This is a genomic window from Candidatus Chloroploca sp. Khr17 (assembly GCF_004138165.1).
Lineage (GTDB): Bacteria > Chloroflexota > Chloroflexia > Chloroflexales > Chloroflexaceae > Chloroploca.
This window is the reverse complement of the sequence record NZ_RYFF01000015.1, coordinates 98,024-116,057: the sequence shown is the minus strand read 5'-3', so window position 1 is coordinate 116,057 and position 18,034 is coordinate 98,024. Positions and strand designations below refer to the sequence as shown.

General features: G+C 60.0%; 16 protein-coding genes and 1 pseudogene. 11 read left to right on the top strand and 6 right to left on the bottom strand.

Annotated features, from left to right (window positions below):
* Nucleotides 1–525, top strand: a 525-nt coding sequence (locus tag EKD05_RS11420) for an NYN domain-containing protein (protein ID WP_205703923.1), incomplete at its 5' end; no start/stop codon positions are given.
* A 260-nt stretch (nucleotides 526–785) separates the two neighbouring features.
* Nucleotides 786–1,010: a type II toxin-antitoxin system Phd/YefM family antitoxin gene (locus tag EKD05_RS11415; protein ID WP_129672736.1), complete on the top strand. Its 225-nt coding sequence runs from the start codon at nucleotides 786–788 to the stop codon at nucleotides 1,008–1,010.
* Nucleotides 1,011–1,333: 323 nt separating this feature from the next.
* Here EKD05_RS11415 and EKD05_RS11410 read toward each other — a convergent pair whose 3' ends face one another.
* A complete protein-coding gene (locus tag EKD05_RS11410; RefSeq protein WP_129672734.1) occupies nucleotides 1,334–1,705 on the bottom strand; it encodes a hypothetical protein in 372 nt (123 codons plus the stop codon).
* A gap of 501 nt (nucleotides 1,706–2,206) precedes the next feature.
* On the opposite strand from EKD05_RS11410, the gene EKD05_RS11405 reads away from it, so the two are divergent.
* The 7 genes from EKD05_RS11405 (at nucleotide 2,207) to EKD05_RS11375 (ending at nucleotide 9,434) form a co-directional block, all read left to right on the top strand.
* Nucleotides 2,207–2,566: a hypothetical protein gene (locus EKD05_RS11405; RefSeq protein WP_129672732.1), complete on the top strand. Its 360-nt coding sequence runs from the start codon at nucleotides 2,207–2,209 to the stop codon at nucleotides 2,564–2,566.
* A 108-nt stretch (nucleotides 2,567–2,674) separates the two neighbouring features.
* Nucleotides 2,675–3,010: a XisI protein gene (locus tag EKD05_RS11400; protein WP_129672730.1), complete on the top strand. Its 336-nt coding sequence runs from the start codon at nucleotides 2,675–2,677 to the stop codon at nucleotides 3,008–3,010.
* 807 nt (nucleotides 3,011–3,817) lie between these two features.
* The gene (locus EKD05_RS11395; protein ID WP_129672728.1) at nucleotides 3,818–4,507 is read left to right on the top strand and encodes a TetR/AcrR family transcriptional regulator; all 690 of its coding nucleotides are present in this window, start codon (nucleotides 3,818–3,820) and stop codon (nucleotides 4,505–4,507) included.
* Nucleotides 4,508–4,516: 9 nt separating this feature from the next.
* The gene (locus EKD05_RS11390) at nucleotides 4,517–5,746 is read left to right on the top strand and encodes an ABC transporter permease (protein WP_129672726.1); all 1,230 of its coding nucleotides are present in this window, start codon (nucleotides 4,517–4,519) and stop codon (nucleotides 5,744–5,746) included.
* 98 nt (nucleotides 5,747–5,844) lie between these two features.
* Nucleotides 5,845–7,077, top strand: coding sequence for an FtsX-like permease family protein (locus EKD05_RS11385; protein WP_240695743.1), 1,233 nt, complete (start codon nucleotides 5,845–5,847; stop codon nucleotides 7,075–7,077).
* A gap of 93 nt (nucleotides 7,078–7,170) precedes the next feature.
* Nucleotides 7,171–7,872 carry an ABC transporter ATP-binding protein gene (locus tag EKD05_RS11380; RefSeq protein WP_129672722.1) on the top strand — a complete coding sequence of 234 codons (702 nt, stop codon included), beginning with the start codon at nucleotides 7,171–7,173 and terminating at the stop codon, nucleotides 7,870–7,872.
* A gap of 44 nt (nucleotides 7,873–7,916) precedes the next feature.
* Nucleotides 7,917–9,434, top strand: coding sequence for an HlyD family efflux transporter periplasmic adaptor subunit (locus EKD05_RS11375; protein ID WP_240695742.1), 1,518 nt, complete (start codon nucleotides 7,917–7,919; stop codon nucleotides 9,432–9,434).
* 185 nt (nucleotides 9,435–9,619) lie between these two features.
* Here EKD05_RS11375 and EKD05_RS27070 read toward each other — a convergent pair whose 3' ends face one another.
* Entirely contained in the window at nucleotides 9,620–10,207 is a 588-nt protein-coding gene (locus EKD05_RS27070; RefSeq protein WP_129672720.1) for a TetR/AcrR family transcriptional regulator, read from the bottom strand.
* Between the two features lie 153 nt (nucleotides 10,208–10,360).
* On the bottom strand, nucleotides 10,361–11,764 hold the full coding sequence (locus EKD05_RS11365; RefSeq protein WP_240695741.1) for an MFS transporter: 1,404 nt from the start codon (nucleotides 11,762–11,764) through the stop codon (nucleotides 10,361–10,363).
* Between the two features lie 147 nt (nucleotides 11,765–11,911).
* On the opposite strand from EKD05_RS11365, the gene EKD05_RS11360 reads away from it, so the two are divergent.
* On the top strand, nucleotides 11,912–12,385 hold the full coding sequence (locus tag EKD05_RS11360) for a MarR family winged helix-turn-helix transcriptional regulator (RefSeq protein ID WP_129672718.1): 474 nt from the start codon (nucleotides 11,912–11,914) through the stop codon (nucleotides 12,383–12,385).
* Nucleotides 12,386–12,483: 98 nt separating this feature from the next.
* Nucleotides 12,484–14,340, top strand: coding sequence for an MDR family MFS transporter (locus tag EKD05_RS11355; RefSeq protein WP_129672716.1), 1,857 nt, complete (start codon nucleotides 12,484–12,486; stop codon nucleotides 14,338–14,340).
* Nucleotides 14,341–14,891: 551 nt separating this feature from the next.
* On the opposite strand, the gene EKD05_RS11350 is transcribed toward EKD05_RS11355, so the two are convergent.
* The 3 genes and pseudogenes from EKD05_RS11350 to EKD05_RS11340 form a co-directional block, all read right to left on the bottom strand.
* Complete coding sequence (locus EKD05_RS11350) at nucleotides 14,892–16,109, bottom strand: sugar ABC transporter permease (RefSeq protein ID WP_240695740.1); 1,218 nt, start codon at nucleotides 16,107–16,109, stop codon at nucleotides 14,892–14,894.
* A 34-nt stretch (nucleotides 16,110–16,143) separates the two neighbouring features.
* Complete coding sequence (locus tag EKD05_RS11345) at nucleotides 16,144–17,664, bottom strand: ATP-binding cassette domain-containing protein (protein WP_129672714.1); 1,521 nt, start codon at nucleotides 17,662–17,664, stop codon at nucleotides 16,144–16,146.
* Between the two features lie 124 nt (nucleotides 17,665–17,788).
* A pseudogene (locus tag EKD05_RS11340) lies at nucleotides 17,789–18,034 on the bottom strand (sugar ABC transporter substrate-binding protein); the annotation flags it as partial.

Here is an 18,034-nt window from a genome sequence, read left to right as displayed (position 1 = left end):
TTTACCGGGCTGGCGATGCGGTTGCGCGAAGAAGGCGTGCTGGTCTATGGCTTTGGTGATGAGCGTACCCCGCAAGCCTTTCGGAAGGTCTGCCATAAGTTTATCACGGTGGAATTGCTCGAAACGCAGGAGGTGCCGGTTGAGGGTGCGGACGTGACGACGTTGGTCAAGAGCAAAGGCACCAGTGCGGCCAAGGTCGCGCCCCTGCCCCCACCAGATGCACCGGTACCGATACCCGTGACCTCGCCAAAGCCGGTTGCTGACGGACAATCGGTGACCGGCGATGCTGCACAGTTGCTCCGCGACGCCTTGGCGAATGTGCCAAGCGACGAGGAGGGTTGGCATACCTTAGCGGCCGTCGGTTCCTATCTCATGAAGATCGAGCCGGATTTCGATCCCCGCCGCTATGGGTTCAAGAAGCTCGGCGAGTTGATCCGCACCCAGTTTCCCGATCTGGTGGAGGTTGAGGCACGCGGCGAACCTGGGGCGAAAGTGGTCTATGTGCGGCTACGGAAAGCCAAATAAGCCGTGTGCGGTGGCTACGCCCGCAGGAACCAGCGCGTCCCAGCCGCGTTTCGAGGCTGGCGCTGGAGACGAAGGCCATGCGGGGCGTCCCTTGATGCCCCACTGAATTGGCTCATACCCACAGCAGCGATTTTGTTAGTGCCTTTGCCTCTGTTTGTTTGGCAACGGATGCGAGGTTGTGGTAGGATGAGGCCACATGCCTGCATGCCGTTGTCTTCTCAGGCCCTCGGCCACCCAACCCCACGAAAGGAATCAACCCGATGCCCGCTTCCACCCGACATATGTTTGACATTGACCTCCAGCATGGTGTGCTCCCCGTTTCCCAAGCGGCCAGTTCGTTGGCGGCGATGATTCGGCGCTCGGCGCAGCAGCAGCGCCCCGTGGTGATCACGCAGAAGGGCAAACCGACGGCGGTCTTGCTCTCCGTCGAGGTGTTCGACGCGCTGCGGGCGCTGGTCGAAGGGGCCAGCAAGCCCGAGGGGTAGCCCAGGATCAGGCAACAACGCCGGTTGGTTTGACGCGAAGGCGCGAAGGCGCAAGGGGTTTTTGACGCAAAGGCGCGAAGGCGCGAAGGGTTGAAGGATCAGCGTTGCGTTTGTTGTGTCTTTCTGCCTTTATGGTTTTACAGGAAATGATCCGCTATGAACCCGATGCCGTGGGGCTAAAGCCCTCGGCTAAGGGAAGCGAAGCCCACCTTCTCGGTATGCGTCTCCACAGCGGCAGCCGCTGCATCACCCTGCTTGGCCGCCCGCTCCAAATTCAACGCCAACAGCTGTGTCAGGATCGCCTCGTCGCTCAGATCATGCGGCTAGCCATAGGCGTCACAGACAGCCTGGTCGAGTTCCGTGTGCGCCTGGTCAAGCCAGGGCGGGCGCTGGTTGCAGAGCTTGGTGAGCGTGCGCTGCTTGAGCTCGGCCTCGCTCAAGCCAGGCTCGTTCAGCCAGGCCTCGCGCTGCGCGACGAGCCGCTGCGCAGCCGCGCTGATCGCGGTAACGCGGGGATCATCACTCATCGCCGCGCCCGCTTCAAACACCAGCGTCCCATCCCGATTCTCGCCCGGCGTCTCGTGGCCGACCAGGCGGCAGAGATCAAGAAAGTGCTCCTGACTCACACTGCGCTCTTTGCGCGTATCGCCAGACCACTTCGCAACGAACTCGTGTGGGGTGAGGCTGGGAGCCATGCGTATCCTTCTGCATTGTGCTGTTTCCGCGTACGTATGCGACACGGGCACGGTGATGTCAAGGGTACCTCCACCATAGACCGTGTATTAGAGGATAAAAGTTACGATCCGAGGAGGATGCTGATTATGCAGCAGGGCTGAGGCAACGGCCCATTAGGGTTAGATAAAGTCCGCAGATGACGCAGATGACGTTGCCTCAACCCTGCTCCTGCTACTAGGGCTGAGGCAACGTCCACCTGACCGGAGCACCGTCGCGCTAAAGCCCTCGGCTATTGGTCGCGAAGGCCGCCTGCGCGGCCTCATCCAGCCGGCGAAGGCCGGCATCGCAGACGGGAGCCGAGCCGTTGACGGCGACGGCGGCCCCGGAGAACTGACGTTGCCTCAGCCCTACCCCTGCTACGCTTTGATTGGGCAAAGCATGGGAACATACGCTATAGTGATGGGTATGCTCCATGCCTATCGAGGGCATTTTGGTCTTTTTAAGGTCATTGGAGGTGTACCATGGCGCGTTTTGAATGTGAACGTGATCAATTAGTGTTCCGTTTTTCGCTGTGGGAGCGGCTTGGGGGCTTGCGTTCCGGCGCAGTAGCCAACCTCAACGAGATTAGCTTTGTTGAGGTGGTTGACGATCCGTGGACGATCCTTGAAGGTGTGCGGGTGGGCACAGGTTTTCCTTGGGTGATTGTGTTGGGCACGATGCTTAGGCGCGGTGGAAATGACGTTGTCGCGGTGTACCAAAAGCTGCCCGCCGTCGTGATCACCTTGCAGCCCGGTGCGCGGTATCAGCGGTTTATCGCGACTGTGCCAGATCCAGAATCCGTTGTAGCAACGATTCGGGCCGCCTTGCACCAACGCACGTAAGGCAGCTTCCCGCGCCGGTTTTGCGCCGAGCTATAGCCTGACTCCCAAACACTGCTATAGCTCGGCTATAATTGACAGCTTTGATCCGGCTCAGGAGGTCATCGTACGATGGATACCGTAATCGCATATCGCACCATTGTGCAAACCGTATTACATGCATATACGAGCATTCGCTACGCCTACGGCGACATTCGCAATGAAGCAATATTTGATGAGCGTTCGGATCGGTATATGGTCGTTTCCGTAGGTTGGCAAGGAAACCGCCGTATTCACGGGTGCCTCCTGCACATCGAAATTATTGATGGCAAGGTGTGGATCCAACGCGATGGAACCGAAGAAGGGGTCGCACTTGAACTTGTCGCGGCAGGGATTCCCAAACAAAATATTGTCTTAGGATTTCAGAGCGAAGAAATTCGCCCATTTACGGAATTTGCGGTCAAATAGTACCATCCACGAAATCAGCAACCCAACATCGCCTTGTCCACTTCACACGCGGGGTCGGCGATTCGCTTGCCGAAAAGGATTGCCTGTTTGGTCATATGACCGTGGCCGAGCTTGCCGCAGCAGTTCGTCAAACGACAACGCCACCCGGATCAAAATAACCGCTCCAGCGCCACCATCATCTCTGCGGCGACCGAATGTCCCGCTCGACCTCAGTGGCCGCCCAACATGCGCATGCAGGTGATGGGCGGAAGCGGGGCTTTTTTGAAAATCAGAATCAGCGCTCGTCGTGATCTTCGACCCGCCAGCGGCGCGGCGAAGCGGGATCGTTGGGTGGCGCTCGCAGGCGTAGCGCACGTACGACCCTAATTTGTACGGTACGTGCTCCAACGCGACCTGCCCAACAAGCGCTTCGTAGTGCGGATCTTTGGGCAAGACGTTGCCGCCTTGCGCGAGGCATGCCCGTGAGCATCATCACGAATACAACGGTTCTGTGCAATTTCGCCCGGATTGGCCACCTTGATTTGCTCCGTAACCTGTTCGGTGTCCTCGCGCTCCGACATGGGATCACGCCGTGCCCGTGGGATGCCGCCGGGCGGGGGCGATCTTCGGGGAGCGTGCCATACCCACGGGGGGCGCCGCAGCTGTGAGGCGGGCGGTATGGTTGATGGGGGGGCGTGGGGGCTGCTGCGCCCCTACGCCGGGCGGGTGCCATGCCCGTGGGTGGGGTGCGGGGCTGCGGGGGAAGCTTGACATGGGCTTTATCTCGATATATAATAAACCGGCAGTCGGTTTTTTAGGAGGCAACTCATGGCCCGCACCGTTAACGAGCAAGAATATGCCGAGAAGCGCGCCGAAATCATTGCTGTAGCCCGGCGACTGGTCTATAGCAAGGGCTACGAGCATATGGTGATCAAAGATATTCTCGACGAGTTGCAGATCTCGAAGGGGGCCTTCTATCACTACTTCTCGTCCAAGCAAGACTTGCTCGAAGGGTTGCTTGACCAGTTGCTCACCGAAACCGAGCAGATTATGGCTCAGATCATCAATCGAACTGATCTGTCCGAGTCGACAAAACTGAAGTATTTCTTTGATACGATTGGACGCTGGAAGACCGACCAGAAAGCGATGTTTCTGAGCATTCTGCGGGTCTGGCACGCCGACAATAATGCCATCGTGCGCCAGAAGATGATGGCACGCTCTATTCAGCACCTGACGCCGTTTCTGGCACGCTTGATCGAGCCAGGTGTCCGCGATGGCACACTCAACACGCCTTTTCCCGACTATGCCGGTGCGATTGCGCTGACGCTTATGCAAGGCTTGAATGCGCCCCTGGTCGAGATGCTCTTGTCGGACGAGCCGAACGATCTCCTCTGGCCGCAAGCCAGGCGCCTGATTGATGCCTACAATGATGCGATCGAGCGCGTCCTTGGGGCCGAACCCGGCCACCTGCAGTTGATTGATGTCGAGACGCTTCACGAATGGTTCACGATCACATGAGGTTCAGATATGATTGGCATCTTTACTATGGCCTGGCGCAATATGTGGCGCAATTGGCGCCGTACTGCCATCGCGCTGGTGGCGGTCGTGCTCAGTGTGGTCTTGCTGTTGCTCTTCGATGGCCTGATCAAAGGTTCCGACCAGGCGATCTTTGGTAATGCGATTCGGCTCTACGGCGGCAATCTGCAAGTACACGCACCAGGCTTTCGCGAGAAGGCGGCCCGGTTGCCGTTGTTGCCGCTCGACAGTCCCAGTACGGTCTTGCAAGTCGTCAATGAGGAGCCAACGGTTGTTGCTGCCGCGCCTCGGATCAATACGGCTGGGATGATCAGTAATCGTGGCAATACCTTGCCGGTGTTGATCACGGCCCTCGATCCGCAGATCGAGGCTCCGTTCAGTTTGCAGGCCTCCAGTATCAGTCAGGGACGTTTTTTGCACACCGATGATCGCGATGCAGTGGTGATCGGCGCAGCGATGGCCGAACGTCTGCAGGTCGGCATCGGCGACCGGGTGAGCCTGTTGGGGCGGCGCCAGAATGAATCGATGCGCCAGCACAGTATGACGGTGGTGGGGATCTATAGCCTCGGTCTGCCCGAAATTGAGAAGAGCACGGTCTATATGTCGCTGTCTGATGCTCAGGTGCTCTACAATCTGCGCGATCAGGTGACTTCAGCCGTCGTCTTTCTCGACGCGGTCGGTGCCGAGACCCGACTGATGAGCGAGTTCCAGGCGCGCCTGCCGAGCTATGAAATCGATACCTGGCAGACGCTTCGCCCCGAGATCCGCGAGACGCTGGATACCAAGTTGGCCTTTACCAGTTTCATCGGGTTGGTGGTGCTGCTGATCGCCAGTATCGGGATCCTCAACCTGATGCTTATGGCGGCTTTCGAGCGCACTCGTGAGATGGGCGTTCTCGCGGCGCTCGGCATGAAGGGGCGCCAGATCATGAGTCTGTTCCTGGTCGAAGGTGCCTTGATTGGCCTTGTTGGTGCTGTCATCGGCTGTGGTCTCGGCGCACTTCTTGTCGGAACCCTCAGCCAGGTCGGGATCAGCCTCGAGGGCGCATCAGGCCTGGGGGAGATTGGCGCCTTGCTTGGTGATCGGATCTATCCCTCGGTCAGCCTGCCCGATGTGCTGGCGCGGGGTGTGATGGTCATTGTCGTGACGTCCCTGGCCTCGCTTTACCCGGCCTGGCAGGCAGCGCGCAAGGAGCCGGCGGTCTCATTGCACCACGTTTGAGCGTGGAAACACAGGGCGTTCGAGCATGAACGCGACAACGTATGTTTGTTCTGAAAAGGCGCTCTGCGTTCTGCGTTTCACAAAGAGAGGAGCGGGGTATGCCGCTACATAAACTCTGGGTACTTGCGTTCCGCGATTTGGGACGTAATCGCCGCCGCACGTTGCTGACCATGACCGCAGTGGCGTTGGGTCTGGCGCTGTTGATGGTGATGAATAGCTTTATCGCCGGGATCATGGAAGATTCGCTGCAAAATAGCATCAAGCTCCGCACCGGCCACCTCCAGCTGCGTGCGCCTTCGTACAGCGAAGACGAGCGCAGCCTGCAGTGGGGCGATCTGTTGCTCGACCCCGAGAATCTGATTGCGCAAGCCGCAACCCTGGATGAGGTCAAGGCGGCAACACCGGTGCTCTGGGCCAACGGTATTCTCGCCACCGTCAATGAATCAGCCGGCCTACAAGTCTACGGTATCGATCCCGACTCGCCGGTCTACGACCCGATCCGCACGGCTCTGGTTAATGGTTCCTTCATCACTCCCGACGATCGCTCGGGGATCTTGATCGGCGAGCGCCTTGCGACTATGCTCGGTCTGCAGGTCGGCAGTAAGGTCAGTTTGACGATCGTTGACTCAGAGGGCCAGGCTGATGAGGCTATCTTCAGCATCGTCGGTATGTTCGCTACTGGCATTCCGACCTACGACGAGAGCGCGGTGCTGATGCCGTTGACGAAAGCGCAGGGCCTGACCAATACGAATCGTCGCGTCAGTGCCGTTGTCTTGCTGCTCAACGACCAGCAGGCGACGTCTGAGGTTGTCGCCGCCTTTCGCAGCTCGGGGCTGCAGGTGCTGACCTGGCAAGATCTGAACCAGTTCTTCATCCAGACGATGCAGACCGGCATGGCGTTTTATGTGCTGCTCGACATCATTGTGATGTTGATCGTTGCCGTAATCATCGCCAATACCTTGCTGATGTCGGTCTTCGAGCGCATCCGCGAGATGGGTATTCTCAGTGCGCTGGGGATGAAAGGCCGCCACTTGATGCAAATGATGCTGCTTGAGGCCGCCAGCCTGAGTCTGGCCGGGATTGCGATTGGGTTGGGGTTGGGGCTGGCGGCGGTGGCCTATCTCGCCACGGCAGGGATTGACTTCGGCAGTTCGGTAGCGTCGTCTGGCGGCGATGCTATCGCGCTCGGCAGCACCATCTATGCTCGCTTTGTGCCCGACGTCTATGTCGGGCTGTCGCTGGCAACGCTGCTGATCACACTTGTCGCCGCGCTCTACCCGGCTTGGTACGCTGCCCGGCTTGAACCGGTTGCCGCCCTGCGCGAGGCGTAGGTTGAGTTTCCGCAATATTGATGAAACAGAGGTCGGGATGATGCCTGGTGGCTGGGTCGCCGCACATCAACCCAACCGGAAGGAATACCCATCATGGCATCTGCCGTCCAACTGGAACACGTCAGCAAACGCTATCGCATCGGAACCGTCGAAACCATTGCGCTCGACAAGGTTGACCTGACGATCGCCGAGGGCGAATTTACTGCTCTGGTCGGGCCGTCGGGTTCGGGCAAGACGACGCTGCTGCAACTGATCGGCTGCCTCGATAAGCCCGATGAGGGAACCGTGCGCCTGCAAGGTCAGGATATCACGCGCTTTTCGGCCAACCAGCGTGCCGATTTGCGGCGGAGCCGGATCGGCTTTATCTTCCAGTTCTTCGCGCTCATTCCGGTACTGACGGCCTACGAGAATGTGGAACTGCCCCTGCTGCTGAGTGGGGTCAAGCCTGCCGAGCGCCGCACACGGGTCCACGCTTTGCTCAAGGCAGTCGGCCTTGAGGATCGCGCCCGGCATCGACCCGATCAGCTCAGCGGCGGCCAGCAGCAGCGCGTCGCGATTGCCCGTGCCCTCGGCCCGCAGCCGTTGCTGGTGCTGGCCGACGAGCCAACCGCCAACCTTGATACGGCCAATGGGCAACAGGCGATGGAGATTATGCAAAAGCTCAACCAGGATACGGGTACCGCTTTCATCTTTGCCACCCACGACCCGCGGGTCATTAACTATGCCCGGCGCGTCGTCACGCTCACCGACGGGCGTGTGATCGAGGATAGCGCGCTGGCGGAGCATGCGGTGTGAGCTTGCGCGGTCATGGCGAACCAGATTTTACGAAAAAAGTAGTGATGATGAAAAGCCTTGCGCACCTATCACCGTTCAGTGTGGCTCTGCTGAGCGCACTGATGATCCTTGGCCTTGCCGGGTGTTCGTTCGAGGCACCTGGAACTGAGGCTCCTGCAGTGACCGTGCAGCCCACTGCTAGCGCTGCTCCGCTGCCGGTGCAGACTGGCGGCCTGCGGGCGGAGGCCCGTATCGTGCCGCTTTATGACGCCACCCTGAGCCTGCCGAGCGGCGGGGTTGTCGCCGCGATCCTGGTCGACGAGGGCGAGTTGGTGGCAAAGGGGCAACCCTTGCTGCGGCTCGACCAGAGTCGCCCGCTGGCCCTGGTTGCCCAGGCCGAGGCCGATCTGCGCATGGCTCAGGCTTCCTATGCGCAACTCAGCGCCGAGGCCGACCCCGCCGAAGTGGCGGCTGCTGAGGCACGCCTGGATCAGGCACGGGCCCAGTTGCGCCAGGTCAGCGGTGCTGTCACCCAGAGCGATCTTGTTGCCGCACGTGCCCAACTGGAGCAGGCCCGGGCCACGCTGGCGCAACTCGCAAGTGGGGCCGATCCCAACCAGCTTGCGCAGGCTCGCGCCGCCCTGAACCAGGCGCTGGCAAACCAGCAAGCCCAGCGCGATAGTCTCTCCTCAGCCAAGAGCCGCGCCGAACTGGCGCTGGAACAGGCTGCCAATGCATTGCGCGACCTGCAAGCCGCATACAGCCGGATCTACTGGGAGAACCGCGACATGGAACGCCTACCCGACGATCTGCCTCAGGCGCGCATCGATGCCGAGGCCGCAGCGTTGCGCGCTGTCGAGAACGGCCAAACTGCGCTGGCACAAGCCCAACTGGAGGTTGATCAGGCTCATCAGGCCGAAGGTACCGGGCTGAACGATGCCGAGGCGCGGGTGCAGGCGGCTCAGGCGCGCATCGACGAACTGCTGGCCGGTGCCGACCCGGATCAACTCGCGGCGGCGCGGGCCCAGGTAGCTGCAAGCCAGGCCAACCTCGCCCGGCTTCAGGGGGATGAGCGTGGCGGCGCGCTTGAGGCGGCGCAGGCTGGCATCGATCAGGCTCAGGCCAACCTCGAACTGCTCCAGGGCGGCACGCCTGTCGGCGATCTGGCGATCGCAGCGGCCCAAGTGGAACGCGCCGAGGTCGCGCTGCAACTGGCCCAGGTTGCCTTGAACGAGACCGAGCTGCACGCACCGTTTGCGGGAACCGTGGCAACCATCATGCCGCACATGGGTGAGTATGTCGGCCCCGGCACGCCACTCGTGCATCTCGCCGATCTCAGCGGCTGGCAGCTCGAGACAGTCGATCTGACCGAGATAAGCATCGTGCGCATCCGCGAAGGCAGCCCAGTGACGATCAGCTTCGACGCCCTGCCCGACCTCGATATGCGCGGCACCGTCAGCGCCATCGAAACCATCGGCACCAACATTCAGGGCGACATCGTCTACGGCGTAACGATTACCCTCGACCAGCAAGATCCGCGCCTGCGCTGGAACATGACCGCGTCGGTGCTGATTGAAGCATAGCACTGGTCTGTGTCGCTGCCGCAGAGCTGTTTTTGTTGTGCTGCACGCGCAAAGCACGTGCAGCACAACGACGCTTGCCACGAGCTACACCGACATCGCCACCACGGGCGAGCCCTCACAGGGCTCAAGACCATAAGCCGGCACGCCAAGGGCACGCCACGTGGTGGATTCGCATGTGCCACGGGTTACGCTGGGTGTGCCGCGATCCCATCAAGCAGGGTTGCCACGATCTGGGTGGCAGTCTGTTCGTTCACCAACCGCGCACAGGGATGCGCGTTGTGAAAGAAAGGGTAGAGCATGCCCAACAAGAGCCAGGTTGTCACATGCGGATTGACAGCCCGCAGTTCGCCGCGGGCAATGCCATGCCGGATCAAGGCCTCGATCGGTTCAAGAAAGCCCTTGCCGTAACAGCCCTGGATGCGCTCACGGGCGTTATCACCCAGGCGTGGCAGATCCTGGGTTCCTAGTCGGATCAAGGCCCGTTGCAAGGGAGCCTGGGCAAACAGACCGCGTACCAGCACGGTCAACTGCGCCCGGATCGCGGGGGCCTGTTGGGCGGCGGCAATCAGCGCTTCCGTCTCGGTCATCCAGTGGGTCAACACCGCTTCGAGCAGGTCTTCTTTATCGCGAAAATGGTAGTACAAGCCGGGCTTCGAGATCCCGGCGGCGGCGGCGATCTCACGCATGGCGACCCCATCGTAGCCGTTGGCGACAATCAGCTCGGCGGCCGCAACAATGATCGTTTCACGCACCGTCTCGGGGGGTGGCTTCATCGGCGATCTCACTGCATCGTTTGGGCAATCAATCATTCGTGATCCCTCTGCCTGGTCGGTGGTGCTCCCGGGAAACATGTTAGCACGCCTTCTGCCCTTGGCGTCAACGAAATCTGCTCTCGCCCGCGCAGGATGATGCCACGCTGGGGGCCGTCACCGTGACACACTGGAAGACAACTCCAGCGCACGAGCACGTTCGGTTGCCCGATCATGCAAGCCTAGCGCCGCCAGAGTCAGTCCGCCCATAAAGATGCCGATGCTGAGAAAGGCACGGGCATAGCCATCAAGCGGTTGGGTTGCCGTCGTGGCAATCAAGCCAACCAGGACTGCGCCAAGCAACTGCCCCACCCCCATGGTCACCGTTAAGAGGCCCTGAGCCGCGGCACGGTCACTGGCCGCAGTTTCGTTGAGCAACACGTAACGGAGCGCCGACCCCAGCAGCACGGCCAAGCCCAAGCCAAGCAGCACCGACGACAGGTAGAACACGACGAGATTGAGCGGAAAGAGCCCCAAGAGCAGCAGGCCAGTCGCACTCAGCAGCGTGCCACCGATAATCACGAGGCGCGAGCCCAAACGGTCAAGCATGCGTCCAGACACGGGCGAGCCTACCGCCATACTCAGCACAATCACCAGCAGCATAAAACTGGCCGTCGAGACGCTAACCCCAAAGGCGAGCGTGAGTAAGGAGGGGATGAAGACAATCGCTGTTTCGGCAATCCCAGCTCCTACCGCCAGCACAGCAATCAAGCGGATGGGGCGCGAACGAAACAGCGCTGGTTGCACAATTGGGTCAGTGGCCCGCTGCTCAACCCAAATAAACACGGGGAACAACAAAACGGCGGCGATCAGCATCGGTACCGCTAGCGGATCGAGTTGCCCCTGAGCGAGTTGCGCCGGATCAAGCACGGTGAGCCCGTAGGCAAGTGCGCTGAGCGCAGCTCCCAGCATCAGCGTCCCCAGCAGATCGAAACGGCTCTTCACGGCGACGCTTTGCGTCGGTAACAGGCGCAGGCTGGCAATGATCATGACGAGCGCAATCGGCAGATTGATCAAAAAGAGCCAAGGCCAACCAAACAAGAGCAGCACGCCACCCAGGATGGGCCCAATCAAAAAGGCGATCCCAAAGACTGCCCCCAGCAAGCCCAGGGCTGAACCGCGCTTTTCGGGCGGAAAGGTATCACCCACCACCGCACTTGCCACTGGGAAGATGCCGCCCGCACTGATCCCCTGCACCAGACGCCCGATCAGCAAGACCGCGAAACTCGGGGCCAGCGCCACGATCAGCGAGCCAAGCGCAAAGCCTGCAATGCTCAAGGTGTAGATCCGCCGTCGGCCCAGATGATCCGAAAGCGCCGCAATCGCCGGCGTGCCAACCAGATTGCCTAAGACGTAGAGCGAAAAGACCCAGGCCAGGGCCTGCTCGCTGACCTGAAAGTCACGCTGGATGGCCGGCAGCGCCGGTCCGACAATCGCGATGTCCAACGCCGCCATCAAGACACCCACAAAGAGCAAGCCCAAAACGTACGTACGCGGTGGTTGCGCTGTCTCTTTCATCATCGTCTCCTTCACTTACCGACCGGTCGGTCAGTTATTAAATGCAATTGTAGCACCACACGGGCTAGCATGCAAGAGGATTGACAACCCGTTGCCACTATGCTATCCTGTTAAAAGTTTGGTTATTCAAATAGTTCGAGGTTTCGAAGTATGACCAGTACCAAGCAAACGCCACCAACCCTCCCCCAGGTCGCTGAGCTGCTCGGGGCTTTGAACGCCGAGCTGATGGGGCAGAGCATGGGTGCCGTTTTGCAGATTCTCCAAGGCTCTAACCTGTCGATGCCGCGCCTGGTGGCGCTGTTTTACCTACGCTATAAAGGCACCGCCACGATCTCGGAGCTGAGCGAGCATCTCAACCTGGCGCTCGGCACCACCAGCCAGGCCATCGACCAACTCGTGCAGGCCGGCCTTGTTGAACGGCGCGAGGCCCACGACCGGCGCCACAAGCTCGTCACACTCACGGCTGTCGGCAGAGAGATCACTACGCAGGTGCGGCAGTTGCGCCTTGAGGAGACAACTCGGCGCCTTGCCGACCTCCCCCCCGAGCTTGTCGCCCGCCTCGGCACAGCTCTCACTGAGGTGCTCGATGCCCTGCAGCTCGAGCAGCCCGCCGCACCGCATTGAACGGGCGCCGCTCGCCGCCTGGCGCACCGCTGCGATAAGCCGTGAAAAACGTATCCCTATCGTGTCCGAACTTCTGTTGAACTCTTGGAGCATCACGAATGGCCGTAACCACCAGTGCGCCTGGCACGCGGATTGACTATGCCGCCACCCTCGACCAGCGCAGCAAAATGTTCATTCTTGTCGGCGTCTTGCTGAGTCTCTTTCTCTCATCCCTTGACCAGACGATCGTCTCAACCGCGCTGCCGCGCATCGTCGCGGATCTTCAGGGGATTCAGCTACTGGCCTGGGTCTCGACGAGCTACCTGCTTGCCTCTACGGCGATGGTGCCGATCTATGGCAAGCTCTCCGACATCTTCGGCCGCAAGATCATCCTGCTCTTTGGCATCACCGTCTTCCTGACCGGCTCGGTGCTCTGCGGACTAGCCACAACGATGCTCCAACTGGTCATCTACCGCGGCATCCAGGGCTTCGGCGCGGCGGCCCTCACCTCCACCGCCTTCGCCATCCCCGCTGACCTGTTTGCCCCGGCAGAACGCGCCCGCTACATGGGCATGTTCGGTGCCGTCTTTGGCCTCGCCAGCGTGATCGGCCCCTTTATCGGCGGCCTGCTCACTGACCAGATCAGTTGGCACTGGGTCTTCTTCGTCAACCTGCCGGTCGGCATCGTTGCCCTTGTGTTCATCGTGGCAAAGCTACCGCGCCTTCACAGTGGTCTGCGCCCGAAGATCGACTATGCTGGTGCCATCACGTTGCTGCTGGCGGTGGTGCCGCTGTTGCTCGCCCTGACCCTCGACAAGACCGAGCACGCCTGGACTTCGCCGCTCATTCTGGGCTTGCTCGCCACCAGCGTGATCGGGCTGGCGCTCTTCTTGGTGGCCGAACGCCGCGCCGCCTCCCCGATTCTCCCCTTGTACCTGTTCCGCATCCGCACCTTCACCCTGACCTCGCTGATCGGTGTGAGTGTTGGCGCAACGCTGTTCGCCGCCATCTTCTTCCTGTCGCTCTACCTGGTGAACGTCCTGGGCGTGAGCGCCACCGAAGCCGGCACGACCCTCATTCCGCTCACGCTCAGCCTGGTGTTTGGCTCGATTGTCTCGTCACAGATCGTGCAGCGCACCGGACGCTACAAGCTGATCATTATTGTGGGGATGGCGATCATCGTCGCCGCGCTCTGGTGGCTCACCACGCTGAGCCCCGAGACCTCCATCTGGATGGTGCGTCTGCGCATGATCGTCCTGGGCCTGGGGCTCGGCCCGGCCCTGCCGATGCTGAACCTGGCGATGCAGAACGCGGTGCCCCGTGAGGATGTGGGCGCGGCCACAGCGAGCCGCCAGTTTTTCCAGCAGATTGGCCAGGTGGTCGGCTCGGCAGCCTTTGGCGCGGCGCTAACGGCCTCGCTCACCGCCTCCCTGGCGACGAGCCTGGCGCCCATCCAGGCCCAGCTTCCCCCCGAGATGGCGGCCCAGTTCGACCCGAACGCCCTCCGCAACGGGGGCGCAGGTGGCGGCGAGGGCGCAGCTGGGGAGGCCGCCGACCCGGCCGCCCGCATCGAGGCGGCAATCAGCGAGCGCTTTGCCGCCCAGCGCGACCTGCTCACGCAGGCGCTGCGCGACGCGGAGCCGACCGCCATCGCGGCACTAGTAGAGAGTCCCGAGACGCCGGTGCAACTGAAGGAGCTGTTGGGCACCGTCGCAAGTATGCCAGCATCGGCTCGCGAGCAAGCCCTCGCCCGCATCCTAGCACTGCTCGACGATACCGAGGCCCAGGCCCAAGCGCAGGGCGCCGAGCTTGGTACCGAGATCAATCGGGCCGTCAAGGTCTCTTTCACCGACAGCATCACGGCCATCTATCGCTACGCGATCGGGTTGGCGCTGGTGGCGTTGCTCCTCGCCTTCTTTCTGCCCGAGCTGCCGCTACGCAAGGCTCACCAAGAGCCGCAGGTGATGATGGAGTAGGCCGCGCCGCTGAGGTGATGGCGTGGCGCGGTGCGGCGTTTTTGCAAGGCACCCTTGCTGTCTGCTGCGCCGTTCCGTTCACCTTACCACTGGCAAGCGATACGTGCGCGAACGAGCGTAATGCGCTGAGTGCTGTCTGTCCAATGCTTGTCTCGATCGTCTGCAATGCGGCAATCAAGTGATACAGAAAGCGCATCGGATCCGCATCACGCTCATCGAGCGAAAGCCATGCAGCTGGACGAGCACACCCGGCAACCCACGCGCTGAGCAAGCTCGATTTCCCGAAACCTGCGGGAGCCGAGAGCATCGTCAGTTTGCGATCAAGCCCGGCTTCCAGACGCTTGATCAGGCGTGGACGATCGATAAGATCGGGGCGGGGGGGGGGAATATGTACTTTTGTAGCTATGAATAGTGAAGACATCGGACAAGACTTTGCCTTCAAAAGCGGTGCAACATCAACTTGTTTTGCATTTCAGTATACCGTAACAAGGGCGACAACGCGACGAACGGCATATGTGTTTGCCGTTCGTCGCGTTGTCGCCCTTGTTGACTTAGCGTGCGGCGCGCCGCGTCGCTACGTCGAAGATCACCGCAGCCGCCAGCACCACCCCACGCACGATGTACTGATACGCAATCCCGACGCCCATCAGGTTCATGCCACTGGTGAGCGAGGTCATCACGAGTGCGCCGATGATCGATCCGGTCACCCGGCCCACGCCACCCGCAGCCGAGACGCCACCCACATAGGCTGCTGCAATCGCATCGAGCTCAAACAGCGTCCCGGCTGTTGTCGTCGCCGATTGAAGCCGTGATGCGAACAGAATGCCCGACAGCGCCGAGAGCATGCCCATCGAGCCAAACACAATGTAGGTGATGCGTTTGACGCTAATCCCACTCAGTTCGGCGGCTTCAGGGTTGCCACCGACCGCATAGATGTGCCGCCCCAAAACCGTGCTGGTCGTAATAAAGTGGTACGCGCCGACAACCAAAAGCATCACCACAACCGTCCACGACAGCCCATTAAAGTTTGCCAACACCCAGGTGATCCAACCCACAATCCCACTAATAAAGAGTAACTTGAGGCCAAAGATCGCATTTGGCAGCACCTCAAAGCCATAGGCAATCTTCTTCTTGCGACTATTCAACTCATTGTAGATAAAAAAGCCAACTGCAACGATGCCAAGCAACAAGGTGAGGCTATGAATCTGTTCAAGTGGCCCACCAAGGGGCAGATCGGGAATAAAACCGTTGCCAATCGCATTAAATGCTGCATCGGAAATAATAATCGTCCCGGTTCCTTCGGTTGCGAGTTGGAGCATGCCGCGGTAGATCAGCCAACCCGCCAACGAAGCCACGAACGAAGGAATCCCCAATTGTGCGATCGGGAAGGCCGTGATCAGGCCGGCTAACGCGCCCAAGCCCAGCACCATCGGAATAACAAAGAGCGTTGGTAGGCCCCATTGCACCAGCGCAATCGCCGCTACCGCGCCCAAAAAGCCCGCCAAAAAGCCGACCGAAAGATCGATATGGCGAATAACGATCACCAATGTCATGCCGACGGCAAGGACGGCAATGTAGCCCGTCTGATTGAGCAGGTTGCTCAGGTTGCGCGGCGAGAGAAAGATCCCGTTCGTGGTGATGGCGAAGATGAACATAATTACGAACAGGGCAATGTACATCCCATAGTCGCGGATGTTCTGGCGCAGAACCTTGCTCAGATCCTGCATAAACGACCCCGACGCCTGCGCTTCGGTCTTCCCCGACATCATCGTTGTGACTCCTCGGTCAAGCCTGACCGCCCACTCAGTTCGTTGCCAATTCCATAATCTTCTCGGGGGTCGCTTCACTGCTCGGCAACTCGCCGGTAATGCGCCCCGACGCCACCACATACACCCGGTCGCTCATCCCTAACACTTCGGGCAGTTCCGACGAGATCATAATGATGCTCATGCCTTGCTCAACCAGACTGTTCATCAAGGTGTAGATCTCATATTTGGCCCCAACGTCAATGCCACGGGTTGGCTCATCCAGAATCAGCACGTCCGGCTTCACAAACAGCCATTTGCTCAGGCAGACCTTCTGTTGGTTGCCGCCGCTGAGATTCGAGACACGCTGTTCGACGCTCGGTGTCTTGATGTTCATTGCCGTGCGATATTCATTGGCGATCTTGATCTCGGCATTCGTGTCAATCACCGAACGCTGGGCCAGCGCACGCAAATTGGCGAGAGTGATGTTTTGCTTGACATCTTGGATCAGGATCAGGCCATTGCCTTTGCGATCCTCGGTGACATACGCAATTCCGGCGGCAATCGCGTCGGACGGTCGCCGCAATTGGCGTGTTGCACCCTTCACTTGCAACTCGCCTTCAATCCGGTAATCGGGCGAATTACCGAAAATACTCAACGCCAACTCGGTGCGGCCCGACCCCATAAGCCCCGCAAACCCGACAATTTCGCCTTTGCGCAGGGTAAAATTGACGTTGCGTAAGACCTGTCGCCCCAGGCTCGGGCTATAAGCACTCCAATCACGCACCTGAAGCACTGCCTCGCCGGGTTGCTTGTGCTCACGCGGTGGATAGATCTGTTCGATCTCGCGCCCGACCATGTGCTTGATCAAGACCGGCTCGCTCACCTCGCCTTCGTGGGCATCAAGCGTACAGATCGTCTGCCCGTCACGTAGCACCGTCACGCTATCGGCAATCGCGATCACCTCCTTGAGTTTATGCGAAATGAGGATGCACGTCACGCCCTGATCGCGCAGGCCACGCAGCAGATCGAGCAAGTTGGCGCTATCATCTTCATTCAAGGCGGCGGTCGGCTCGTCCAGGATGAGCAACTTCACATTACGACTGAGCGCCTTGGCAATCTCGACCAACTGTTGCTTGCCGACACCCAAATCCTTAATTTTGGCTTCGGGATTGACATCGAGGCGCACTTTGGCGAGCATCTGCGTGGCCCGTTTAATCGTCTCGTTCCAGTCAATCAAGGCCCCTTTGCGTACCTCGTTACCCAAAAAGATATTCTCGTAGACGGTCAACTCGGGCACGAGGGCTAGTTCTTGATAAATAATTGCAATCCCGACGCGCTCACTATCGCGGATCCCCCGGAACTGCTGAACTTGGCCGGCAAAGCCAATCTCACCGGTGTAGCTGCCGTGCGGATAGACCCCGCTTAGCACCTTCATCAGCGTAGATTTGCCCGCACCATTTTCGCCAACCAGACAATGAATCTCGCCTGGCTTCACACTGAAGGTGACATTATTCAGAGCCTTCACCCCAGGAAACTCCTTGGTGATGCTCCGCATTTCCAGAATAGCAGTGGTCATCTGTGCTTCTCGCCTCGTTGGCTCATTGTCAGTCCTTCGCTTCGCGTAGGCTTTGGGAGGGCTGGCCCTCCCAAAAACCTACCCACCGGCATGTGCGCGTTAGCTCACATGCCGGACGAACCCCTTACGGCAAACCAGTGAAGTCACTGGCCTGATAGTAGCCGGAGTCGATCAACTCGGCCTGGACATTGTCACGGGTCACTGTAACCACGGGAGCTTGGACGGCGGGCACATCAATCCGTCCGTTGTTGTAGCTGCCCGACGCTTCAGGTTCACTGTCGGTCAACAGAGCAATCGAGGCATCAATCGCGCTTTGCACCAGGCTGCGCACGTCCTTGAAGACGGTCATAGACTGCTTGCCATCAATGAT